The organism is Streptomyces beigongshangae, from assembly GCF_019710745.1.
In the GTDB taxonomy this organism is placed as follows: Bacteria; Actinomycetota; Actinomycetes; order Streptomycetales; family Streptomycetaceae; genus Streptomyces; species Streptomyces beigongshangae.
Window position 1 is genome coordinate 1 of the sequence record NZ_JAHKJW010000013.1, and the last position, 24,007, is coordinate 24,007.

19 protein-coding genes are annotated in these 24,007 nt (G+C 73.9%); 11 read left to right on the top strand and 8 right to left on the bottom strand.

Going from position 1 to position 24,007, the window contains the following annotated elements; translation table 11 throughout:
• From KM933_RS12310 to KM933_RS12325, 4 genes are all read right to left on the bottom strand, one after another.
• The coding region (locus tag KM933_RS12310) for a serine/threonine-protein kinase (protein WP_221351256.1) at positions 1-877 on the bottom strand (877 nt) is incomplete at its 3' end.
• A 44-nt stretch (positions 878-921) separates the two neighbouring features.
• Entirely contained in the window at positions 922-2,400 is a 1,479-nt protein-coding gene (locus tag KM933_RS12315) for a nickel transporter (protein WP_221351552.1), read from the bottom strand.
• 80 nt (positions 2,401-2,480) lie between these two features.
• Positions 2,481-4,040, bottom strand: a complete 1,560-nt coding sequence (locus tag KM933_RS12320; RefSeq protein ID WP_221351258.1) for a tetratricopeptide repeat protein — start codon at positions 4,038-4,040, stop codon at positions 2,481-2,483.
• Between the two features lie 109 nt (positions 4,041-4,149).
• Positions 4,150-5,691: a DUF4331 domain-containing protein gene (locus KM933_RS12325; protein ID WP_221351260.1), complete on the bottom strand. Its 1,542-nt coding sequence runs from the start codon at positions 5,689-5,691 to the stop codon at positions 4,150-4,152.
• Between the two features lie 301 nt (positions 5,692-5,992).
• Here KM933_RS12325 and KM933_RS12330 point away from each other — a divergent pair, with 301 nt between their 5' ends.
• The 3 genes from KM933_RS12330 to KM933_RS12340 all read left to right on the top strand — a co-directional run bounded on the left by KM933_RS12330 (position 5,993) and on the right by KM933_RS12340 (position 7,687).
• Positions 5,993-6,535, top strand: coding sequence for a sigma-70 family RNA polymerase sigma factor (locus KM933_RS12330; protein WP_221351262.1), 543 nt, complete (start codon positions 5,993-5,995; stop codon positions 6,533-6,535).
• Entirely contained in the window at positions 6,532-7,302 is a 771-nt protein-coding gene (locus KM933_RS12335; protein ID WP_221351264.1) for an anti-sigma factor, read from the top strand. Before KM933_RS12330 ends, KM933_RS12335 begins: the two co-directional genes overlap by 4 nt.
• Before the next feature lie 115 nt (positions 7,303-7,417).
• Positions 7,418-7,687, top strand: a complete 270-nt coding sequence (locus KM933_RS12340) for a hypothetical protein (protein ID WP_221351266.1) — start codon at positions 7,418-7,420, stop codon at positions 7,685-7,687.
• 483 nt (positions 7,688-8,170) lie between these two features.
• Here KM933_RS12340 and KM933_RS12345 read toward each other — a convergent pair whose 3' ends face one another.
• The 3 genes from KM933_RS12345 to hmgA form a co-directional block, all read right to left on the bottom strand.
• Positions 8,171-9,364, bottom strand: a complete 1,194-nt coding sequence (locus KM933_RS12345; protein WP_221351268.1) for a type ISP restriction/modification enzyme — start codon at positions 9,362-9,364, stop codon at positions 8,171-8,173.
• A 41-nt stretch (positions 9,365-9,405) separates the two neighbouring features.
• Positions 9,406-10,155: a GntR family transcriptional regulator gene (locus KM933_RS12350; RefSeq protein ID WP_221351270.1), complete on the bottom strand. Its 750-nt coding sequence runs from the start codon at positions 10,153-10,155 to the stop codon at positions 9,406-9,408.
• A gap of 117 nt (positions 10,156-10,272) precedes the next feature.
• Entirely contained in the window at positions 10,273-11,676 is a 1,404-nt protein-coding gene (gene hmgA / locus KM933_RS12355; RefSeq protein WP_221351272.1) for a homogentisate 1,2-dioxygenase, read from the bottom strand.
• A 177-nt stretch (positions 11,677-11,853) separates the two neighbouring features.
• Here hmgA and KM933_RS12360 point away from each other — a divergent pair, with 177 nt between their 5' ends.
• The 8 genes from KM933_RS12360 (at position 11,854) to KM933_RS12395 (ending at position 22,870) form a co-directional block, all read left to right on the top strand.
• Positions 11,854-12,570 carry a nuclear transport factor 2 family protein gene (locus tag KM933_RS12360; RefSeq protein WP_260333438.1) on the top strand — a complete coding sequence of 239 codons (717 nt, stop codon included), beginning with the start codon at positions 11,854-11,856 and terminating at the stop codon, positions 12,568-12,570.
• Between the two features lie 63 nt (positions 12,571-12,633).
• Positions 12,634-13,254, top strand: a complete 621-nt coding sequence (locus tag KM933_RS12365; RefSeq protein ID WP_221351274.1) for a TetR/AcrR family transcriptional regulator — start codon at positions 12,634-12,636, stop codon at positions 13,252-13,254.
• 192 nt (positions 13,255-13,446) lie between these two features.
• Positions 13,447-15,768, top strand: a complete 2,322-nt coding sequence (locus tag KM933_RS12370) for a molybdopterin oxidoreductase family protein (RefSeq protein WP_221351276.1) — start codon at positions 13,447-13,449, stop codon at positions 15,766-15,768.
• Positions 15,769-15,889: 121 nt separating this feature from the next.
• Positions 15,890-17,350 carry a CitMHS family transporter gene (locus tag KM933_RS12375; protein WP_221351278.1) on the top strand — a complete coding sequence of 487 codons (1,461 nt, stop codon included), beginning with the start codon at positions 15,890-15,892 and terminating at the stop codon, positions 17,348-17,350.
• Positions 17,351-17,415: 65 nt separating this feature from the next.
• Complete coding sequence (locus KM933_RS12380; RefSeq protein WP_221351279.1) at positions 17,416-18,696, top strand: MFS transporter; 1,281 nt, start codon at positions 17,416-17,418, stop codon at positions 18,694-18,696.
• Between the two features lie 134 nt (positions 18,697-18,830).
• The gene (locus KM933_RS12385; protein ID WP_221351281.1) at positions 18,831-20,177 is read left to right on the top strand and encodes an ABC transporter ATP-binding protein; all 1,347 of its coding nucleotides are present in this window, start codon (positions 18,831-18,833) and stop codon (positions 20,175-20,177) included.
• A gap of 147 nt (positions 20,178-20,324) precedes the next feature.
• Positions 20,325-21,713 carry an aldehyde dehydrogenase family protein gene (locus KM933_RS12390; RefSeq protein ID WP_221351283.1) on the top strand — a complete coding sequence of 463 codons (1,389 nt, stop codon included), beginning with the start codon at positions 20,325-20,327 and terminating at the stop codon, positions 21,711-21,713.
• 74 nt (positions 21,714-21,787) lie between these two features.
• The gene (locus KM933_RS12395; protein WP_221351285.1) at positions 21,788-22,870 is read left to right on the top strand and encodes a Zn-dependent alcohol dehydrogenase; all 1,083 of its coding nucleotides are present in this window, start codon (positions 21,788-21,790) and stop codon (positions 22,868-22,870) included.
• A 62-nt stretch (positions 22,871-22,932) separates the two neighbouring features.
• On the opposite strand, the gene KM933_RS12400 is transcribed toward KM933_RS12395, so the two are convergent.
• Complete coding sequence (locus KM933_RS12400) at positions 22,933-23,970, bottom strand: DMT family transporter (protein ID WP_221351288.1); 1,038 nt, start codon at positions 23,968-23,970, stop codon at positions 22,933-22,935.
• Positions 23,971-24,007: the final 37 nt, after the last annotated feature.

The following is a 24,007-nucleotide window of genomic DNA, read 5'->3' on the forward strand; positions in this document are numbered from 1 at the left end:
ACGTCGCGACCGCCGTCGGGGTGTAGGGGGCGGTGCCCGTACGGGGTGTGCCGCCGGCCGAGACGAGCCGCAGGTCGCGCTCGGCCTCCTCGGCCGACATCCGCTCGGCCGGTTCCTTGCGCAGCAGCCCTTCGACGACCGGGGCGAGCGGGCCCGCCCGGCGCGGAACCGGCAGCTCCTCGTCGACGACGGCCCGCAGGGTGCTGAGTGGGGTGTCCTGCCGGAAGGGCGAGTTGCCCTCGACGGCCGCGTAGAGGAGCACGCCGAGCGACCACAGGTCGGACCCGGGCCCCGGTGTACGGCCCAGGGCCCGCTCCGGGGCGAGGAACTCGGGCGAGCCGATCACCTCGCCGGTCATGGTGAGCGCCGAGCTGCCCTCGACCGTGGCGATACCGAAGTCGGTGAGTACGACGCGGCCGTCGTTGGACATCAGGACGTTGCCGGGCTTCACGTCCCGGTGCAGGACCCCCGCCTCGTGCGCGGCCCGCAGGGCGGCGAGCACCTCCGCGCCGATGTGGGCGGCCCGCTGCGGGGACAGTGGCCCCTCGGTGTCCAGCAGGTCGGAGAGCGCGATCCCGCGGACCAGCTCCATCACGATCCAGGGGCGGCCGTCCTCCGTCGCCACGTCGTACACCGTCACCACGTTGCGGTGCGAGACCCGGGCCGCCGCCCACGCCTCCCGCTCCAGGCGGGCGTACATCCGCTCGGCGCCGGGGCCCGGCAGCCCGCCCGGGGCCCGTACCTCCTTGACGGCGACCTCGCGGTGCAGGACCTCGTCGCGGGCGCGCCACACCGTTCCCATCCCGCCCTCGCCCAGGGGGGAGAGGAGGCGGTAGCGGCCCGCGACCACGCGTTCACTGCCCGGTTCCTCGGACACGGGCGTCCCCCCTTCGCAACCGCACGATCCTGAACAAAAGTAGCTCAACCGAGCGCGGTTGCAGCCCCCTTGAACACCAGACCCGCCCCGAGGGCCACCACCACGAACGCAGATCCGAGAGGTGTGGCCCGGCGGAGCAGCGCCGCGGTCCGGCCCCCCGACCACCGGGCGCCGTTCTCGATGGCCTTCGCGACCCCGCCGCCGACCTTGACCACGGCGAACCCGGCCGCCGTGAGGGTGAGCGCGAGCCCCGCTCCGTACGCCAGCACGAGCAGCAGCCCGAACCATGCCTTGCCGAGCGCCGCGGCACCGACGAGCACGACGACGGCGGAAGGGCTGGGGACGAGACCTCCGGCGAAACCGAGGAGCAGGGTGTCCTTGAGCTTGAGAGCCGGGGCGTGGGTGTGGGTGTGCGGGTGTCCGTGGCTGTGTTCGTGGCTGTGCTCGTGACCGTGGCTGTGCTCATGGCCGTGGGAGTGGCCGTGCCCGTGCCCGTGTCCGCGCTGTCGCCAGGCCCGTCGTACGAGGGTCGCGCCGGCCACCGTGACGATGGCGCCGCTCGCCACACCCAGCCAGGCGATCACCGAGGGCGCGGCCGCCGAACCGGCGGTCACGAGGATGCCGAGGGCGACCACACCGAGCGTGTGCGTGACGGTCACGGAGACGGCGAGCGGCAGCACGTCCCGCATCGTGGCGTCGCCCCGGGCTGCGGCGGTGGCAGCCATGATCGTCTTGCCGTGCCCGGGCGCGAGGGCGTGCAGCGCGCCGAGCAGCACCGCGATGCCGAGGGCGAGCGCGGCGAAGCCCACGGTCAGGTCGTGACGGGACACCAGGTCGTCCAGGGCCCGCGTGAAGCGGTCGGCGCCGCGAGGCAGCACGGACGAGGCGGGCGCGTCGGAGTCCTCCTCGACGAGCGCGGGTCCACCTGGGCGTACCCGCAGGGAGGCGGCCGCCGTGTCCGCCGGTGACGACAGCAACTCCGCCGGGTACTCGGTCAGTCCACCGGAGACCGACTTCTCCGGCACGTCCGAGGCGACGAGGGTCGTCCGGTCGCCGCGCGCCGTGACCTCGCGCCAGCCGGGTCCGTCGTCCACCGAGGAGCGAAAGCGCAGCGACAGGTTCCCGTCGGGCAGCGGAGCGGTCCAGCGGCACTCGACCCGCAGGGTGGTGAGGCCGGCCTGTCCGGGCCGTACCCGCGCGCGGCTCCCGCCGGCGGTCAGGGCGACGGCCCTCCCGTCCACGGTCAACCGGCTCCTCCCGGCCGCCGTACCGCACCGCTCACGGGCCCAGTTCCCCATCCCCGCCTTGTCGATGGCGGGCCGGGCCTGGGTCGCGGGGATCTCCGCCAGGTCCTCCACGTGGAGGACCCGCAGCTCTCCGGGTGCCGTGACGAGACCGTCGTACCGGTTGACGGTGAAGTTCCCGAGCGGATGCGCCGAAGCCGTCCCGGAGGGGAGCAGCACGAGCGCGCAGGCGGCCAGCAGCACGGCCGCGCAGGTCCCGAACGCACGCCGCCGCCGCACGGAGGGCCCACGGCCGGGCCGGGAGCGGTCACGCGGGCCGCTCATGGGTGTGCGTGCGCGTGCGGAAGCGGAAAAGGTACTCACCCGGCACCGCCCAGCGCCGCCAGTGTCTTCCGGGCCAGCTCCGCGCCGACCGGTGAGAAGCCCGGGTTGAGCTCCAGCGCCGCCGACAGACTGGCGCGGGCCTCCTCCTCGTGGCCCGTGGCGCGTTCGATCATGCCGCGGTGGTGGAGGAACGTCGCGTCGCGGTAGCCGGTGGCCGTGGCGCGGCGGGCGTAGGGCAGGGCCTCTTCGTCACGGCCGTTGACGTGCAGGGCCCAGGCGAGCGCGTCCGCGGTGTGGACGGTCCTGCGGCGCTCCCACTCGGCACGCGCGGCGCGCAGGGCGGCCGCCCGGTCGCCGTGGTCCGCCGCGGCGAGCGCGGTGTCCAGGTCGGCGTTGACGCCGTTCGCGCGGGCCAGCGCCGTCCAGGCGTCGACCAGGGCGTACTGGTCGCGGGCCCTCGCCCGGTCCGTCTCGCCGTCGCGTGCCTCGTACAGCTCGCCCAGCACGACCAGCGGGCCGGGCAGCGGGAAGCGTGCCACGACCTCCTCCATCCCGCGGATCGCGGCCGCCCGGTCGCCGTTCGCCGCCTGCGCCCGGGCCCGTCCCTCCAGCGCCGGCAGGTAGGCCCTGTCGGCCCGCAGCGCCCGCTCGTAGTACTTCAGGGCCGGCCCGTACGCGCCCTCGCGCCAGGAGAGCCCGCCCAGCGACGACGCCACGTACGCGACGTCCCCGGGCGCGGTCGCGCCGGACAGGGCCTGTTCCAGGACGCGGCGTGCCGTACGGACGTCGCCGCGCAGCTCGTGCACGTACGCGTACCGCGTGAAGACGGGAACCCCCGGGCGGCGCGAGTCGGCCTCGTCGGCCGCCTCCGCCGCCTCCTTGTAGCGGCCGAGCTCGACCAGGGCGTCGATGCGGACCGACAGCGCGCGCTCGTTGAAGGCGTTCTCGGCCAGTGCCTTCCGCGCGTACCGCAGTGCCTCGGGGAACTCGTGCCGGGCCGCGGCCAGCGCCGCCCGGCCCGCGAGCGCCGGATCGTTGCCGGGGCTCAGTTCCAGTGACCGCGCCAGTGCGCGCCGGGCCTGCGGATAGCGGGACGGGTCGCCGTCGGCGCGGGCCTGCTCGACGTAGGCGACGCCGAGCGTGGCCCAGCCGCCGGAGTCCTTGGGCTGCGCCTTCAGATGGGTCTGCAGGGCGGAGACGCCCGAGGCGAGGCTGCCGCTCGCCAGCAGCTCGGGGGCGAGCCCGGGCGCCGAGGGGACCGTGGGCGTACCGCCGTCGTCCTCGTCGCCCAGCGCCACGGCCCCGGCGGTCATCGCGACGGCGAGGGCGGCGGCGCAGGCCGCGAGCTGAAGCGCCCGGAGCCGCCCCGGCTCCCGGCGCCCGGGACCGGGAGTGGTGCCGGGGCCGGGACCGGAAGTGGTGCCGGTGCCGAGGCCGGGAACGTACGGTCCGGCCCCAGTCGCCCCAGTCGCCCCAGTCGCCCCAGTCGCCCCAGTCGCCCCAGTCGCCCCGGCCGTATCGACGGCCTCGGCGACCTCGGCGGCTTCTGCGGCAGGTTTCCTCTCCTGCGGGTCGTCGTCGCTCCGCGGGGACATTGCGCTCTCCTCGATCGCCCTGACGGGAAAAGTGGTTCGGACGGTGGGCGGCGCGGCCCGTGCGCCGTGGGGGACGGACACGCGCGGGCCGCGCCGGTCAGGGGGGCGGTCAGTAGGCCCGGCGGCGGCCGCGCCACCACAGCAGACCCGTACCGACGAGCAGGAACCCGGCCGCGCCGGAGGCCGCCGAGACGGCGATCAGCGTGGTGTCGTCCATCCCGCCCGTGCCGGTCGTCCCGGAGGCGGGTTGCAGGGCGTCACCGAGCTGGTTGCGGACGTCGTTGCCGCCGGTCGTGCCCTTGGCCAGCGGTCCGCGCGAACCGGAGGTCGGCAGGGCGACGTACGGGAACGCCTTCCCGAACTCCTGGTCGTTCTTGTCGACCGCGTCGCCCAGGTCGTTCTTGGCGCCGACCAGTTCGCCCTCGACGACCTGGAGGGCGATGTCCAGAACGTCGTCGCCCAGGCGGCGGCCGTTCGGGAAGCCCGCGTTGTCGCCGTCCAGCACGCCGAGGCGCTTCTCCTCGGCGGCCGGCTCGATCGAGGTGTTGAGGCGCAGCATCTCCGAAGGACGCACGTTCGGCGGCTGGTTGAGACCCTCCACGCCCTTCAGGAACACGTCGACCAGGTCGTTGCGGGGCTCGTCGGGCGCCTCGATCTTGTAGACGGCCTCGATGAGCTTCGGCAGCTCGGGGTTGGTGACGTTCTGCAGGAAGTCGCCGTCGTTCCAGGGCGCGGACGCGTTGAACTTGTCCTTGTCCTTGATCGGGTTGACGACCTCGTTCACCAGTGGCATGCCGAGGCGCGAGACCTGCCGGAAGTGACCGCCCGCGTTCTTGCGCTGCGTCGTCGACCAGATCCCGACGACCGGCTGGTCGGCCGACTCCGCGATCATGTCGTTCGGCACCTGGAGGGCGACGGTGTTGACGTTGTAGCCCTTCAGGGTGTCGTTGCCGACCTCGGACAGGTTCCCGCCGTACAGCAGGTCGAAGACCCGCAGGTCCAGGAAGAACGGGTCGTCGGCCTGGCCGGCGAACGTCGTCGCTCCGCCCGGGAGTTCGTGGACGGCCTGGTCGCGGAGCTTGGCGTAGTCCGGCATGGACGCCCTGCCGACGTTCGACGGTGCCACCGGCACGTCGTCCGCGACCTTCGTCCGCTTGACCAGGCGCTGGTCCTTCAGCCGCAGCAGGTCGATGTCATAGGTCTGCGTGATGTTGAGGTCGGGGTCGTCGAGGCTCTCGACCGGGCCGGTGTTGTACAGGAAGGTCCTGTCGTTCTTCGTGTGCGTCCTGAACGTGTACCGGAAGACCAGCTCGCCCTGCGCGTCACCGTTGTTGTCGATGTGCAGGTCGTACTGGGCGTCCTCGGCGAACGGGAAGAAGTTCGGTCCGCCGGCCGGTTCCTCGAACGGGATCCAGTTGGCGACGATGGTCGTCGTGTCCGGCTTGTCGGGGCTGGCGAACGCGTACACGTCCGTGTTGTCGTACTGCGGCTGCCCCGAGATCAGCGGAGCCTCCCGGTGGCTGGAGGCGCTCGCCGTCCCCGGTTCGAGCGCGGTCGCACCGGCGGCCGCGAGCCCGCCGGTGGCGAGCGCTCCGCAGACGAGGGTCGCGAGGCTCCTGCGTCCCGCGGACCCGCTGGTGAAAGGTGTCATGCCGTCCGTCCTCTGTTCCAAAACCGTGGGCCGGTGGTGATCCGGGTGGGAGAGACCGCCCGAGCGGTCCGCTGCCGCGCTCGTACCGCGTCGGCCGGTGGTGCCTGATGCACGCCATTCGGAGCCGGCCGGGGAAAGGATTGGTCCGGGATCCACCCGCGTTTTCGCGGAGCTGATCCGTAACCCCATCCGACGGCGTTCCCGCGCCGAATACGTGAGGGCGGGACGCACCGTTCAAGGCCGCGGAGCGCAAGGCCGCGGAAGTCGCGGGAGTCGCGGGAGTCCCAGAAGGGGGAAACGGGTGGAGGCGGACGAACTTCTGGTGCGCGTCGCCGGGGGTGACCAGAAGGCCTTCGAGGAGCTGTACGCCCTGGTGTCCGGGCCGGTCTTCGGGCTGGTGCGCCGGGTGGTGCGGGACCCGGCGCAGTCCGAGGAGGTGGCGCAGGAGGTGCTCCTCGAACTCTGGCGCTCCGCGGCGCGCTACGACCCCGGCCGCGGCAGCGCGCTCGCCTGGGTCCTGACGCTCGCGCACCGCAGGGCGGTCGACCGGGTACGCAGCGCCCGCGCCGCCGGGGAGCGCGAACTGCGCATGGCCCGGCGGGCGAACGGCCCCGCCTTCGACCACGTGGCCGAGGAGGTCGAGGCCGGCCTCGAACGGGAGTGGGTACGCCGCTGCCTCGACCGGCTCACCACCCTGCAGCGCCAGTCCGTCACCCTCGCCTACTACGACGGCTACACCTACCGTGAAGTGGCCGAACGGCTCTCCCTGCCGCTCGGCACCGTGAAGACGCGTATGCGGGACGGGCTCACACGACTGCGCGACTGCCTGGGAGGTGTCGCATGACCAGCATCCTCCGGCTCTTCCGGCGCGGCGAACTGCACTCGCTGGCCGCCCCGTACGCCCTCGACGCCCTGGAGCCCCGTGAGCACGGACGATTCGAGAAGCACCTGAAGCGCTGCGACGGCTGCGCCGCCGAGGTGCGCGCCCTGCGCGAGGACGCGGTCCGCCTCGCGTGGTCCACGGCCGCCCCGGCCCCCGCGGCGATGCGCGAACGGGTCCTCCTGGCCGTACGGACGACCCCTCAGGAACCGGCGCGTGCGGAACGCGCGCCGTCGCGCGCCCGCCGCCCGCCCTTCTCGCCGTTCCTGGTCCCGCTCGCCTCCACGACGGCGGCCGCCGCCCTCGTCGTCGCCGCGCTCTTCGGCATGCAGGCGTCCCGTACGCAGGACCGGCTGGAGGAGGAGAGGGCGCAGGCGCGTGAGATCGCCCACGTTCTCGCGGCGCCGGACGCGCGGGCGGGCACCGGACGGGACACGGACGGGCAGGGCATCGGCGTCGTGGCGTCGGTGTCGCGGCGCACCGCCGTGGTGACCTCGTCCGGACTCGCCGCACCTCAGGGCGAAAGGGTCCACCAGCTGTGGCTCATGCGACCCGAGGGGAGACCGCGTTCCCTGGGGCTCCTCGACGGCGACACGCCCCTGATCGCCACCGAACTGGACCCGGACGCGAGCTCACTCGCTGTCACCGTCGAGCCGCAGGGCGGCTCTCCGCAGCCCACCACCGCACCGGTTGTCCAACTCGCCCTGGAATCGCTCGGATTCGGAGAGTGATCGTCAACACCCGTACCGGGGAGTGGAATCCCGCGACCGGGATACACGAGTGTCATGAGGGAGCGATAGGGTTAACCTGCCCGGGCCGGGTGCCCTCGTACGGGTGGGGAGTGACATGGAACAGATAACGGTGCGTGGCAGGGCGCGAGTCCCTGCGATCACGTGTGGGAGCAGCGCGACCAGTTCGCGCCTCGACCGCCATCTCGCGGTGCTGGGTGGCCCTGCCATCCCTCAGCGCGAAGCGGCCGAGGCGACCTCGCTGATGCGCGAACTCACCGCACGTGACACCGCGCACGACCGCACCGGCAGAGGTGCGCGCGTGAGGCGTGTCTCGCTCTTCGCGCCGCTGCGACGGCTGCGCCGTTCCCTGTTCGGCAGCCGCTGACCGGCTGCCCCGGTCGCTGACAGGCGGCCGAACCCGAACAGGACCCCGACCCGCGCCCAGGCGGACACACCGTCCCGGCGCGATGCCGCGATCCCCTCGTCCGTCATCCCCACGGCACGCGGCAGCGCCCCGGTGTGTTCCCCGGACGCGGGTACGGGGCGCAGGGCTCGCCTGGGCCGCCCGCCCTTCTGCCACCGCTCGACTGTCCCCACCCGGCGGCGGCAGGGCTCGCGGTGGCCCCGGTGCCCCCGGCGACCCCGGACACGGAGTGATGACGGCGTGCGGGAGTGGTGTGTGCGCCGGGGCAGTGTCTCCGTGCATCGATCGCTCCAGCGGGTTGTCGCGCCCGTGGTCCGACCCCCTGAAGGATCGCGCGGTTCCCCGCGCCCCTCGAAAGCAAAAGACCGCGCAGTGTCCCCGAGTGTCCCCGTGTCCGAAGGGCGCCCCTGAAGAGGATCCGCGAAGCGTGTGGTCGGCGTGTGGTCAGAGCAGGGCGAACTGGCCCTCCGGGCCCTCCTCCGGGTGGGTCAGGACGGTGGCCGGGCGGCGGGCCGGGGCGGGGGGCGGGAGTATGCCCGCCCGGTGCAGGGCCGTCGTGGTGAGCGGGGAACTCAGCTCCAACTCGTCCTGCTGAACGTGCAGTTCGGACAGGAGGGCCAGCACCGTCACCACTTCCAGCAGCTCCGACGTCCAGGGCTGGGGCCAGGTCGCGGGGCGGACGGCCTCCAGCGTGCCGGGGGCCGGGCGGGTGATCCGGGCGCTGAACCACTGGTCCAGGACGCGGACGCCGCCCACCTCGAAGTCCCACGCCGCGGGCGGTACCGGGGAGATGCGGCCCTCGTCCAGGTGGAGGGTCTCCTCGTCGCGGTCGTAGCGCAGGGCGACGGGGAAGGCCGGGAGGGGCGCCCGTACATAGGGGCGGCGGCCGCCGGGGAGCTTCGGGCGTTCGCCGTCGCGGCGCATCAGGCGCAGCATGCGGTGGCCCAGGTCGGTGCCCCGCTCCCAGAGAGCGGGGTCGGTCGTGAGGGGGACCGCGGGACCGTCCGGCCCGGGGCGCGCGAGCGTGATCGTCCACGCCAGGACGTCGAGCGGGGCGGGGGCGTGGCCCAGGTGCCCGGCGAGGAGCTCCAGGAGGCCCGGCGCCAGGTTCGGTTCCAGGCCGCCGGGGCGGCGGTACAGCGGGCGGACGCGGCCGGGGCGGGCGGCGGGGACCGTCTTCGGCCGGGGCTGGGTGACGGGCAGGACGGACGTGACCAGGAGCGCCGGACCGCCGGGGGCCTGCTCGACCGCGAACACCTGGTGCTCGTCCGCCACCCGCCACAGCTCCGGCCGCGCCGCGTCGATCAGCCGGTGGTCGGGGATCAGCCACTGCTCGTCGAACGGCCCGGCCAGGACCCGTACCGGCTCCGCGCAGGGGCCCGACGCGCGCGCCAGCCGGCCCGTCCCGGAGGACTGGCCGGGCAGCTGCCCCACCGCCGAGTGCAGGGTCCGCGCGCGGGTGGCGCCGAACAGCGCCTCGCGGTCGGGCCCTTCGGCCTTCACGAGGGCGTCCCACCGCGCCCTCAGGGACGCCGCGTCGGGCGCCGCCGGCCACGCCCGGCCCAGCCGGGGAGGTGCGACGGACCACGGCATGAGGTCCGCGAGCAGCGGAGCGTCGTCGTGCGTCACGTCCGGCATCGTACGACGCGGGCCCCGGGCACCGGCCGGTTCCCGCACGCTCAGTGGGCGTCGAGGGTGACCGTGAACGAGAAACGGTCCCCCCGGTAGTGGATGCGGGCCACGTCCAGCGCCCGCCCGTCCTCGCCGTGCACCACGCCCGTGTAGTGCAGGATCGGGCTCAGCAACGGCACCTGGAGCAGCCGCGCGGTCTCCGGATCGGCGAGCCGCGCCTCGACGGTGTCGGTGATCTGGCCGATCCGCGCCCCCGCGACGTCCCGCAGGACCTTGGTCATGGGCCAGCGGACCAGGTCCTCGGGGTCGATCAGGGCCGCCAGCTCGGGCCGGACGTAGTTGCGCGCGTGGTTGGTCGGTTCGCCGGTCTTCTCGTCGCTGCGCAGCCGGTGGTACGTCGCCACCTCCGCCAGGTCGGGGAAGTACGCGCAGAGTTCGCCCGGCACCGGTTCGCTGCCGTGGTCCAGCAGCTCCGTCGTCATGCCCGACTGCTGGGCCACGATGGCGTCCACCGAGCCGAGCAGCCGGACCGGGGCGCCCCGCGCGGCGCCCGGCTCGATGAAGGTGCCGCGCCTGCGGTGACGGGAGATGAGCCCCTCGTCCTCCAGCTCCTTGAGCGCCTGCCGCATGGTCAGCACGCTCACCCCGTAGTGCTCGGCCAGCCGTTCCTCGGTGGGCAGGCGCAGCGGGTCCTGCGGTGCCCGGCCCAGTATCGAGGCGCGCAGGGACTGCGACACCTGGTACCAGAGCGGCAGCTTGCGGTTCAGGACGATCGAGTCCGGCGCGAAGGAGGTCACGAGGGTATCCGTACCGGTCGCGGGCGTTCGGTGCAACGGGCGGTCATCAGGCGCTCTCCGGGTGCTCGGCCGATGTCCGCCGGGCGGCCGTCCGGTGTGGCGGGCGGTCGTGGGCCGTCACGGCCGGCCGGCCGGGCGGAAGTGGCGTTCGAGGCCCCGCCACACCTCGTCGTACGCGGTCTGCAGGTGCTCCGCGCGGGCGGCCTGCGCGGTGGTGGTGACCGGCCAGCGCGTCTCGAACATGAAGGCCAGCCCGTCGTCGACCTTCTGCGGCCGCAGCTCGGCGGCGCTCGCCCGCTCGAAGGTCTCCCGGTCCGGACCGTGCGCCGACATCATGTTGTGCAGCGAACCGCCCCCCGGCACGAAACCCCCCTCTCCGGCGGTCTTGGCGTCGTAGGCGCCCTCGATGAGGCCCATGTACTCGCTCATCACGTTCCGGTGGAAGTACGGCGGCCGGAAGGTGTCCTCGCCGACCAGCCAGCGGGGGGCGAAGACCACGAAGTCGACCCCGGCCAGGCCCGGGGTGTCGGACGGCGACGTCAGCACGGTGAAGACCGACGGGTCGGGGTGGTCGTAGCTGATGCTGCCGATGACGTTGAAGAGGCGCAGGTCGTAGACGTACGGCACGTGGTTGCCGTGCCAGGCGACGACATCCAGCGGCGAGTGGTCGTACATCGCCGTCCAGAGGTTGCCGCAGAACTTGTTGACCACCTCCACGGGTTCCGCCGTGCCCCCGTCGCCCCCGTCGCCCTCGGGGTCCTCGTACGCGGCGACCGGGGCCCGGAAGTCCCGGGGGTTGGCGAGGCCGTTGGCGCCGATCGGGCCGAGGTCGGGGAGCTGGAAGGGGGCGCCGTAGTTCTCGCACACGTACCCCCGGGCGGCCGGGCCCGGCCCGCCTTCGGGCGCGGTGTCCGGCAGCTCCACCCGGAAGCGCACCCCGCGCGGGATCAGCGCCACGTGTCCGGGCTCCACGTGCAGCAGCCCGAACTCGGTGCGCAGGAGCAGCCCGCCGCGCTCCGGCACGATCAGCAGCTCGCCGTCGGCGTTGCTGAACACCCGCCGCATCGAGGAGTCGGCGTGGTACAGGTGCACGGCCATGCCGGTGCGCTGTGTGGCGTCGCCGTTGCCGCCGAGGGTCCACAGGCCCGCGAGGAAGTCGGTGCCGGGCGCGGGCTCCGGCAGGGGGTTCCAGCGCAGCCGGTTCGGGTCCGGCACCGTCTCCGTGAACGGTGCCGTGCGCAGGGTGCCGTTGTCGGTGCGGACGAACGGGGGGTGCGCGGCCGAGGGGCGGATGCGGTACAGCCAGGAGCGGCGGTTGTGCGCCCGCGGCTCGGTGAAGGCCGATCCGCTCAGCTGTTCCGCGTACAGCCCGAACGGGACCCGCTGTGGGGAGTTGCGGCCCCGCGGGAGCGCGCCCGGCACCGCTTCCGAGCTGTGCTCGTTGCCGAACCCGGAGAGGTACGTCAGCGCCTCGGCGGTCTTCCGCAGTGTCCCGGCGCCCTCGCGCGTGTCCCCGCTCATGGTGACTCCCTCATCCCGATTCCTATGCAACACCGTAGGATTCGGGGAATCGGCGCGCAAGGGGGCGCCGCCCGTGGCCGTCGGGGTACGGCGTGATCGCGCCAAGAGTGCTCCGGCACCCGGGAACCCGACCCGAGGGGGATCCGGCTGTCGGGGCGGTGCTCTAATCTCCCGGGCATGTCCTGGACGCGCGCCCCCGCCATGTCGCCCGCGGTCTGCGCCCTGCTCGGCGCTCTGCTCGTGGGGGCGACGGGCTGCGGGTCCGGGGGGTCCGGCGGGTCCGGCGACGCGCGCGGGGGCGGCGGGGTGCGGCCCTCACCGGTGGGGAAGGTGCTGGAGGACACGGACGAGGAGGGGCGGCACTACCGCGAGGTCGACGGGCGCAGCGCCCCCGAGATCGCGATCGAGGTGCAGCCGGACACCGACGAGGACGGCGACGGGGGCGGGGGCGGCGGCTGGGATGTACGGCTGACCGTCCGCGGCTTCCGCTTCTCGCCTGCCGGTACGGACAGGAAGGCCGAACCCGGCCGCGGGTACGCCCTGCTCCGGCTGGACGACCGCCCCCTGTCGGTGCTGCGCGGCCCGGCCCACCACCTCCGCGGCGATGCCGTCCCGCGCGGCACCCACCGGGTCACCGTGCGCCTCCACGCCGACGACGACACGGTGTGGGCGGTCGACGGCCGGCCCGTCGCCGGCACGGCGGACATCACGGTGTCCGGCGCGGCCCCCACGCGCCCGGACGGAGAACGGCCGACGACCGGCCGCCCACGTCCCGCCTCCCCGGCGGACGGCCTGCCGTCCCCGGCCGGCGGCCGGCCGTACGCCGAATCCGACGCCGACGCCGGCGGTACGCGGCCCGCGACGACCGACGCCGGTACCGGTACCGGTGGATGAGCGGCGCGGGCACCGGCTTCGTATTCCAGGGCAGAGTTCACCGGACCCCGGCGGAAAGGCATCATGAAGCCCGTGCCCCCTGCGACCGCGCTGCGCCGCGCGCCCGTCCAACGCCGCAGCGCCGAAAGACTCACCCGCATCCTCGACGCCTGCGCCGAGCTCCTGGACGAGGTCGGCTACGACGCGCTGAGCACCCGCGCGGTGGCCTCGCGCGCCGGCGTGCCCATCGGGTCCGTCTACCGGTTCTTCGGCAACAAGCGGGCCATGGCCGACGCGCTCGCCCAGCGCAACCTCGACGTCTACACCGACCGGGTCACCCACCGGCTGCGGGGGACCGGCGACGGGGCGGGCTGGCGGGTGGCCATGGACGCGGTCCTCGACGAGTACCTGGCCATGAAGCGCACCGCACCCGGGTTCACCCTCGTCGACTTCGGCAACCAGATACCCGTCGGCACCCGCGACGCCGAACCGAACACCCGCGTCGCCGACCGTCTGACCGAGATGCTCTCCGGCCATCTCGGCCGGGCCCCCGACGACGACCTCCGCCGCATCTTCCTCATCGCCGTCGAGGCCGCCGACACGCTCGTGCAACTCGCCTTCCGCCTCGACCCGTCGGGCGACGAGCGGGTCGTGGAGGAGACGCGGGAACTGCTGCGGGCGTACCTGTCGCGCGCGCTCGACTGATCCGTCCCGCCCCCTCCACTCCCGCCCGTCCCGCCCCCTCCGCTCCCGCCCGTCCCGCCCGCTCCACTCCCGCCCGTCCCGCCCCGCGATTTTCCGACCCGGTCTCCGCGACCCCTCCCCATCGTCCATACCGGTCGGTATGCTCGGCCCGGTCAGTGCGTCACCGTTGCCGCCGTCCCTCCGGGAGGACCCGTGTCCACCACCGCCGACTCCCGCACCGCCCTGCGGATCTGCCCCCTCTGCGAGGCCACCTGCGGGCTGACGCTCACCGTCGAGGGCACCCGGGTGACCAGCGCGCGCGGGGACCGCGACGACGTGTTCAGCCAGGGGTTCATCTGCCCGAAGGGCGCGTCGTTCGGGGCCGCCGACGGCGACCCGGACCGGCTGCGCACCCCTCTCGTGCGCAAGGACGGCGAACTGCGCGAGGCCACCTGGGAGGAGGCGTTCGACGCGGTCGCCGCCGGACTGCGCCCGGTCGCCGAGCGGCATGGACCGCACTCCGTCGGGGTCGTCCTCGGCAACCCGAACGTGCACACCATGGCCGGCGCCCTCTACCCGCCCGTCCTGCTCGCGGGACTCGGCACCCACAGCGTCTTCACCGCGTCCACCCTCGACCAGATGCCCAAGCACGTCTCCAGCGGCCTGCTCTTCGGCGACGCGAACGCGATCCCCGTACCCGACCTCGACCGCACCGACCACCTGCTGCTGATCGGCGCCAATCCCATGGAGTCGAACGGAAGCCTGTGCACCGCGCCCGACTTCCCCGGCAGGCTGCGGGCCCTGAAGGCGCGCGGCGGCACGCTCACGGTCGTCGACCCCCGCCGCACCCGCACGGCCAAGCTCGCCCACCGGCACGTCGCCGTCCGCCCCGGCACCGACGCGCTGCTGCTCGCGGCGATGGCGTACGTCCTGTTCGACGAGCGGCTCACCGACCTCGGCCGCCTCGGCGAGCTGGTCCAGGGGCTCGACGAGCTCCGCGACGCGATACGGGACTTCACCCCCGAGGCCGTCGCCGGGGCCTGCGACGTCGACGCGGACACCATCCGGACGCTCGCCCGCGAACTGGCCGCCGCACCCACCGCCGCCGTCTACGGCCGCATCGGCAGCTGCACGGTCCCGCACGGCACCCTGGCCAGCTGGCTGGTCGACGTCCTCAACATCCTCACCGGCAACCTCGACCGGCCCGGCGGCGCCCTCTTCCCGCAGGCCGCCACAGCTCGCACACCGCGCCCCGCGGGACCCGGCCGCGGCTTCGCGCTGGGACGCTGGCACAGCCGCGTGAGCCGCCACCCGGAGGCCAAGGGCGAACTGCCGCTCGCCGCGCTCGCCGAGGAGATCGACACCGCGACCGCCGAGGGCGAGCCCGTCCGCGCGCTCGTCGTGATCGCCGCGAACCCGGTCCTCTCGGCCCCCGACGGCGACCGTCTCGACAAGGCGCTCGACTCGCTCGACTTCATGGTCAGCGTCGACCCGTACCTGAACGAGACCTCGCGCCACGCCCACGTCGTACTGCCCCCGCCCCCGCCCTCGCAGAGCCCGCACCACGACTTCGCCTTCAACACCCTCGCGGTACGCAACCAGGTCCGCTACACCCGGGCCGCCGTGCCCCTCGAACCCGGCAGGACGGCCGAGACGGAGATCCTCGCCCGGCTCGTCCTCGCCGCGACCGGCATGCACGGCGCCGACCCCTCCGCCGTCGACGCCCTGGTGGTCGACCAGACCCTCGGCAGGGCCGTCGCGGAACCGCACTCCCCGGTGCACGGCCGCGACCCCCGGGAACTCGCCGCCGCGCTCACCGGTGACACCGGCCCCGAGCGCCGGCTCGACATGATGCTGCGCCTCGGCCCGTACGGCGACGGCTTCGGCGCCCGCCCCGACGGCCTGAACCTGGAGAAACTGCTGGCCCGGCCGCACGGCATCGACCTCGGGCCGCTCCGGTCGTGCCTGCCCGGGCCCCTCAGGACCCGCAGCGGACTCGTCGAGCTGTTCCCGCAGCCCCTCGCCGACGACCTGCCGCGCCTCAGGGACGCCCTCCGCTCACGCCCGGAGGGCCTCGTCCTGGTCGGGCGCCGTCATCTGCGCTCCAACAACAGCTGGATGCACAACATCCCCGCCCTCACCGGCGGCACCAACCGCTGCACCCTGCACATCCACCCCGAGGACGCCGACCGCCTGGGCGTCACGGACGGGGCGCCGGTGCGGGTGAAGGGCGCCGGGGGAGAGGTCGTCGCTCCCGCCGAGGTCACCGACACCGTGCGCCGCGGGGTGGTGAGCCTGCCGCACGGCTGGGGGCACGACCGGCCCGGCACCCGGCTGCGGCACGCCGCCGCGGACCCCGGTGTCAACGTCAACCAGCTCCTGGACGGCAGCCTGCTCGACCCGCTGTCCGGCACGGCGGTCCTCAACGGCGTACCCGTCGCCGTCACACCCGCCGTCACACCTGCCGTCACGTCCGCCGCCGCACCCGCCGACACGGCGCCCGGCAGCGCGGTGCCCACCAGCGCAACGCTGTGACCAGGAGTTCTGCGCTTATTGCTCGCACGTCAACATCTTGTTAAGACGTGCGGACCCGCCCTAACGTCACTCGGACCGCCGGCCTTGGCGGCAGTTCAAGGGCGAACGTTAGGTGTCCTCCATGCTGACCATCCTCGGCTTCACCATGATCGCGACCTTCCTGGTCCTGATCATGATGAAGAAGATGTCGCCGATCGCGGCGCTCGTACTGATCCCGGCACTGTTCTGTGTCCTCGTCGGAAAGGGCGCCCACCTCGGTGACTACGTCATCGAAGGGGTGGGCACCCTCGCGCCCACCGCCGCGATGCTGATGTTCGCCATCGTGTACTTCGGCGTCATGATCGACGTCGGCCTCTTCGACCCGGTCGTGCGGGGCATCCTCAGGTTCTGCCGGGCGGACCCGATGCGCATCGTCGTCGGCACGGCCCTGCTCGCCGCGATCGTCTCCCTGGACGGCGACGGCTCGACCACCTTCATGATCACGGTCTCGGCGATGTACCCGCTGTACAAGCGCCTCAGGATGAGCCTCGTGGTGATGACCGGGGTGGCCGCCACCGCCAACGGCGTGATGAACACCCTGCCCTGGGGCGGCCCGACGGCCCGGGCCGCCACCGCGCTCAAGCTCGACGCAGGCGACATCTTCGTCCCGATGATCCCGGCGCTCGCCGTCGGCCTGGTCTGCGTGATCGCCCTCGCGTACGTCCTCGGCCTGCGCGAGCGCAGGCGGCTCGGCGTGCTGAGCCTGGACGACGTACTGGAGGAGGAGCGCCGGGAGACACCCTCCGGGACGGTGCTGGTCGGTGCGGGCGCGGGCACCGGCGCGAGTGCCTCCGGCGGAGGCGGCAAGGTGAGCTTCACCAAGACCACGGGCGGCACCGACGCCGGTACCGGTAGCGGTGCCGGTACCGGTACCGACGCCGAAGAGGACGACGACGTACGCCTCCAGGGCCTCGACCCGAACCGCCCGACCCTGCGTCCCAAGCTGTACTGGTTCAACGCGCTGCTCACCGCGGTCCTCATCGCCGCCATGATCATGGAGCTGCTGCCGATCCCGGTCCTCTTCCTGCTCGCCGCCGCGCTCGCCCTGACCGTCAACTTCCCGCACATCCCGGACCAGCGGGAACGTCTCGCCGCGCACGCCGACAACGTCCTGAACGTCTCCGGCATGGTCTTCGCCGCGGCCGTCTTCACCGGCGTCCTGCAGGGCACCGGCATGGTCGACGCCATGGCGAAGTGGCTCGTCGACGGCATCCCCGACGGCATGGGCCCGCACATGGCCCTCGTCACCGGTGCCCTGAGCCTGCCGCTCACCTATTTCATGTCGAACGACGGCTTCTACTTCGGCGTCCTGCCGGTCCTCGCCGAGGCCGGCGCCGCGCACGGCGTCTCGCCGCTGGAGATCGCCCGCGCCTCCCTCGTCGGCCAGCCGCTGCACATGTCGAGCCCGCTGGTGCCGGCCGTGTACGTGCTGGTGGGCATGGCCAGGGTCGACTTCGGCGACCACACGAGGTTCGTGGTCAAGTGGGCCGCCCTCACCTCGCTCGTGGTGCTCGGGGCCGGAATCCTGTTCGGCATCATCTGACCCGCGGTCCGCCGACCCACAGTTCGCCGACCCATGGTCCGCGCGAGACGGAAGCCGGTCCCCCGATGGAGAACGTCACCGCGAGTCCCGGCCGGAGCCGCGGCTGGCTGCTCCGCCTGGTCATCGCCTTCGGCTTCGCGCAGGGGGCGGTGTCGATGGCGCGGCCCGCCGTCTCCTACCGGGCCCTCGCGCTGAGCGCCGACGAACGGGCGATCGGCGTGATCGCCGGGGTGTACGCGCTGCTGCCGCTCTTCGCCGCCGTACCGCTGGGCCGCAGGACCGACCACGGCCGGTGCGCCCCGCTGCTCCCGGCCGGCGTGGTCCTCATAGCCGGGGGCTGTGCCCTCAGCGGTACGGCGGACTCCCTCGCCGCGATGGCGGCCTGGAGCGGTGTCATGGGCCTCGGGCACCTCTCCTTCGTGATCGGCGCCCAGTCGCTGGTGGCCCGTCAGTCCGCGCCGCACGAACAGGACCGCAACTTCGGCCACTTCACCATCGGCGCCTCGCTCGGCCAGCTCGTCGGACCGATCGCCGCGGGCGCCCTGATCGGCGGCCCCGACAGGGCGGGCACCAGCGCCCTCGCCCTGCTGGCCGCGGGCGGCGTCGCGGCCTTCTCGTTCGTCTCCCTGTGGCGCATCGAGCACCGTACGCCGCCGGCGTCCCGCGGCGGGCAGGGCGGACGCGTGCCCGTGCACCGCATCCTGCGCACCCGGGGCGTACCCGCGGGTATCTTCATCAGCCTCGCCGTGCTCTCCGCGACGGACATCCTCACCGCCTACCTGCCGGTGGTCGGCGAGCACCGGGGCATCGCGCCCTCCGTGATCGGCCTGCTGCTCAGCCTGCGCGCGGCGGCGACCATCGCGTGCCGTCTGGTGATGACCCCGATGCTGCGGCTCTTCGGCCGGGCCGCGCTGCTCACCACGACCTGCCTGCTGGCGGCCGTGCTGTGCGCGGGGATCGCGCTGCCCGTACCGGTCTGGGCCCTCGCCGTCGTTCTCGCCGTGCTCGGCTTCTGCCTGGGCGTGGGCCAGCCGCTGTCCATGACGACGGTCGTGCAGGCCGCCCCGGACGACGCGCGCTCCACGGCCCTCGCCCTGCGGCTGACCGGCAACCGGCTCGGCCAGGTCGCCGCGCCCGCCGCCGCGGGCCTGATCGCCGGAGCCGCGGGCGTGGCCGCGCCGTTCGTGATGCTCGGAGGGCTGCTGCTGATCGCCTCCGGACTGGGGCTGCGGCAGGGCCGGACCGCCGCCGCCCCCGAAACGGCCCACGGCCGCGACGAGCCCGCGCCCGCCTCCGAACTCGGGGAACGGCAGGGGGACCGCCGCTCGGCACGCCGCCGATCCTGAGTTGGTTTGTCCGAGGTCTTCCCCGTACGTGCGCGGTCCGTTAGCTTCCGTGACCCACAGATCTCGTGCGAACCCGTACGAGCCGTCCGTCCGCGGAGCCACAGCGCCCCGCGGGGCCCCGGGGGTCACGTCTCATGTCACGTGCCGTCTCTCTGCACCAGGTGAGCAAGTCCTACACGCCAGGCGTTCGCGTGGTGGAAGGGCTGTCGCTCGACATCGAGCCAGGCGAGTTCCTCGTGCTGCTCGGCCCGTCCGGCTGCGGCAAGTCGACCGTGCTGAGGATGATCGCCGGGCTGGAGGAACCCACCGAGGGGGAGGTGCGGCTCGACGGGGCGTACGCCAACCACCTCCCGCCCTCCGAACGGGACATGGCGATGGTCTTCCAGAACTACGCGCTCTACCCGACCATGAGCAGCCGCGCGAACATCGGCTTCCCCCTGCGCATCGAGGCGCCGGGGCAGGACCCGACCCCGCGGGTGCAGGCCACGGCCCGGATGCTCGGCATCGAGGAACTCCTCGACCGCTTCCCCCACCAGCTCTCCGGCGGGGAGCGCCAGCGCGTGGCGATGGGCCGGGCCATCGCCCGGCACCCCTCCGCGTTCCTGATGGACGAACCGCTGGCCAACCTCGACGCCAAGCTCCGCAACCACCTGCGGGCCGAGATAGCCCGGCTCACCCGGAGCCTGGACGTCACCACCGTGTACGTCACCCACGACCAGGCGGAGGCCATGTCGCTCGGCGACCGGGTCGCCGTGCTGCGGGGCGGTGTCCTCCAGCAGGTCGGCACCCCGCGCGCGGTCTACGCGCTGCCGGAGAACGTCTTCGTCGCCGCCTTCATCGGCACGCCCAGGATCAACCTGCTCCGCGGGGTCGTCCTGGCCCCGCTCGACGGCGCCATGTCGATCGGGCTGGGCCGCCAGGCCCTCGTCCTGCCCGAACCCCTCTCCGAGGACCACCGGCTGCTCCGGGTCCAGCAGGGCCGCGAGATCATCGTCGGGCTGCGCTCCGAGGCCGTCCGCCTCGCCCGGCCCTCACGGGCCCGGCCCGGCGAGGTGGCGATCAGCGGGCTCGTCGAGCACGTCGAGTTCCAGGGGCACGAGGTCCTGGTCCACCTCGACACCGGGTCGCAGCCGGCCCTCGTGCCGGAGCTGGAGGCGCCCCGCCCGGTGGCACGGCCGGCCCGGCGGCGCCGCCGGGAGGGCGGTGTCCTCGACCGGCTGCGCGACCGGGCGGGCGCGCTGCGGGCCGGGCCGGTCGTCGTCCTGGAGCACCCCGCCGACGCCGGCCCCGGCCGGGCCGAACCGGCGCCGGCGGAGGCGCGGCTGCCGGGGGACCTCATCGTCCGTACGACGCCGGACCACGCCCTGCGCCGCGGGATGCAGGTCCCGCTCCTGGTGGACCTCGCCCACCTGTTCGTCTTCGACCACCACGGCGTACGGATCTGCCCGGCTCCGGCACACCTGCCGGACCTGGAGGAGTGAGCTCCGCGGGGCGCGCCCGCCCGTCCTCCCGTTCGACCACTTTCCCGCGCCGGGTCCTCCTCTGGCGCCCGAAAACTAACACCGCTAGTTTGGGTGGTCGAGGACGGCTAGGTTGGGGTCGGACCACGACGCCCCCGGGAGGAACGCATGAAGGCACACGACGGCATGTACATCGACGGCGAGTGGCGCCCCGCGGCCGGGGCGGACACGATCGCCGTCGTGAACCCGGCCGACGAGCAGGTCATCGCCCTCGTCCCGGCCGGCACGATCGAGGACGTCGACGCCGCCGTACGGGCCGCGCGCACCGCCTTCCCGGCCTGGGCGGCCACCCCTCCCGCCGAGCGCGCCGCGCTGATCGGCGCCCTGCGGGACGTCCTCGTCGCCCGCAAGGACGAGATCGCCGCGACGGTCACCGCCGAACTCGGCTCGCCGCTGAAGTTCTCCCAGGCGGTGCACGTGGGGGCGCCGATCGCGGTCGCCGGCTCGTACGCCGACCTCGCCGCCTCGTACGCCTTCGAGGAGAAGGTCGGGAACTCGACCGTCTACCTGGAACCGGTCGGCGTCGTCGGCGCGATCACACCCTGGAACTACCCGCTGCACCAGATCGTCGCCAAGGTCGCCCCGGCCCTCGCGGCCGGTTGCACGGTGGTGCTGAAGCCCGCCGAGGACACCCCGCTGACCGCGCAGCTCTTCGCGGAGGCGGTCCACGAGGCGGGGGTGCCGGCCGGTGTCTTCAACCTCGTCACCGGCCTCGGCCCGGTCGCCGGCCAGGCGCTCGTCGAGCACGAGGGCGTGGACCTGGTCTCCTTCACGGGCTCCACGGCGGTCGGCCGGCAGATCGGCGCGACGGCGGGGGCGGCCGTCAAGCGGGTCGCCCTGGAACTGGGCGGCAAGTCCGCCAACGTCATCCTGCCGAGCGCCGACCTCGCCAAGGCCGTGAACGTCGGCGTCGCCAACGTGATGTCCAACTCCGGCCAGACGTGCAGCGCCTGGACCCGCATGCTGGTGCACGACGCGCAGTACGACGAGGCGGTCGCCCTGGCCGCCGAGGCCGCCGCGAAGTACGGCGAGCGCATCGGCCCCGTCGTCAACGCCAAGCAGCGCGAACGCGTGCTGGGCTACATCGAGAAGGGCGTCGCCGAGGGCGCGCGGCTGGTCGCGGGCGGCCCCGAGTCCCCGCGGGAGCGCGGGTACTACGTCAGCCCGACCGTCTTCGCCGACGTCACACCGGAGATGGCCGTCGCCCAGGAGGAGATCTTCGGCCCCGTCCTGTCGGTCATCCGCTACGAGGACGAGGCGGACGCCCTGCGGATCGCGAACGGCACGGTGTACGGGCTCGCGGGCGCCGTGTGGGCCGGCGACGAGGCGGAGGCCGTGGCCTTCGCGCGGCGCCTGGACACCGGGCAGGTCGACATCAACGGCGGGCGCTTCAACCCCCGGGCGCCCTTCGGCGGCTACAAGCAGTCGGGCGTCGGACGCGAGCTGGGCGCGCACGGACTGTCCGAGTACCTCCAGACCAAGTCCCTCCAGTTCTAGCCCTTCCGGTCCTTTCCAGTCTCTTCCGGTCCCTCCGGTCGAAGTCCCCAGAGCCCCCAGGAGCGTTGTACGCAATGGCCCGCGCCGCAGTCCTGCCCGCCGTCGGCTCTCCTCTGGAGATCACCGAGATCGACCTGCCGGAACCCGGCCCCGGACAGGTGCGGGTGCGCCTCACCGCCGCCGGGGTCTGCCACTCCGACCTCTCCCTGACCGACGGCACCATGCGGCTGCCGGTGCCCGCCGTGCTCGGCCACGAGGGAGCGGGGACCGTCGTCTCCGTCGGACCCGGTGTCGGGCATGTCGCGCCCGGCGACGAGGTGGTGCTCAACTGGGCCCCCTCCTGCGGGACGTGCCACGCCTGCTCGCTGGGGGAGGTGTGGCTGTGCGCCAACGCGCTGGCGGGGGCCGCGGACGTCTACGCGCACCGCACCTCCGACGGAACGGACCTCCACCCCGGGCTGAACGTCGCCGCGTTCGCCGAGGAGACGGTCGTGGCGGCGGCCTGTGTGCTGCCGGCGCCGCCCGGCATCCCCCTGGCGGACGCCGCGCTGCTCGGCTGCGCCGTCCTGACCGGCTACGGGGCCGTGCACCACTCGGCGCGGGTCCGTGCGGGCGAGACCGTGGCCGTCCTCGGCGTCGGCGGGGTGGGACTCGCGGCTCTCCAGGCCGCGCGGATCGCGGGCGCTCCGACGATCGTGGCGGTCGACGTGTCGCCCGGGAAGGAGGCGCTGGCGCGCCGGGCCGGAGCCACCGAGTACGTGGTCGCCTCGGACACCACGGCCCGGGAGATCCGGCGGCTGACGGGCGGGCAGGGGGTGGACGTGGCCGTGGAGTGCGTGGGCCGCGCCGTGACCATCCGCACCGCGTGGGAGTCCACCCGCCGCGGCGGCCGTACGACGGTCGTCGGCATCGGCGGCAAGGACCAGCAGGTCACCTTCAACGCGCTGGAGATCTTCCACTGGGGCCGCACGCTCTCCGGCTGCGTCTACGGCAACTCCGACCCCGCCCGCGACCTGCCGGTCCTGGCCGAGCACGTCCGGGCGGGCCGGCTGGACCTGGGCGCCCTGGTCACCGAGCGGATCGGCCTGGACGGCATCCCGGCGGCGTTCGAGAACATGCTGGCGGGCAAGGGCGGCCGGGCGCTCGTGGTGTTCTAGACGGCGATGTCCCGGGGCGGGCGCCCGCCCCGCCCGCCCCACGGCCGGTGGGCGCCGGCCGGCTATGCCTTCTCGGACTCCGGCTCCGGACACGGCTCCGGGCGGGACTCCGCGGCCGCACCGACCCCGGTCGCGGGAGCGGCGACTGTCATGGCCGTGGCCGCCGTGGCCGCCGTGGCCGCCGTGGCCGCCGTGGCCGTCGCGGTCGCCCCGGTCCGCGGCCCGGACCGTGACACGGCCACCCCCGCCAGGCACACGAGACCGCCGGCGAGCGTGATCCAGCCCGGCACCTCGTCGAGCGCCACCCAGGACATCAGCACCACCAGGGCGGGCACGGCGTACGTGGTGGCCCCCATCCGCCCGGCCGTCGTACGGGCCAGCGCGAACGCCCATGTGGTGAAGGCCAGGGCGGTCGGGAAGACGCCCAGGTACACCATGTTGAGGGTCGCGGACAGCGGGGCCTCCCGCGCGTCGGAGACGAGCTGCCCGGCGAACGGCAGGCAGGCCACCGCGCCGATCACGCACCCGTACGTCGTCACCTGCAGCGCGGAGCCGTGCCGCAGGGCCGGCTTCTGGGCGACCACGCCGCCCGCGTACGCGACCGCGGCGAGCAGGCAGAGCAGCACGCCCAGCACGGAGGCACCGCCCTCGCCCGACATGGACAGGCCGACCACCGCCGCGCCGGCGAAGGAGACCGCCATCCCGGCGAGCAGCCGCGCCGGCAGCCCCTCCCCGAGCAGCCATCCCGCGAGCAGGGCCATGATCAGCGGCCCGATGTTCACCACCAGGGCGGCGGTGCCCGCGTCGACCTTCTGCTCGCCCCAGTTGAGCACCACCATGTAGAGCCCGAACCAGAGCAGCCCGGACACCACGATCCCCGGCCAGGCGGCGCGCGCGGGCAGTCCTTCCCGGCGTATCAGGCAGATCGCTCCGAGGACCAGCGCACCGGCGAGCAGCCTGCCGAGGGCCAGCGCACCGGGCGCGTACGCCTGGCCCGCGCTGCGGATGGACACGAAGGCGGAGGCCCACAGCAGTACGGTGACCGACGCGGCCGCGGCGGCGAGCAGTTCCGTACGCCGGGCGGGAGGAGGAGGGTTCATCACGTTCCAGAGGCTAGGCGGGACGGAGTGAAAGGGC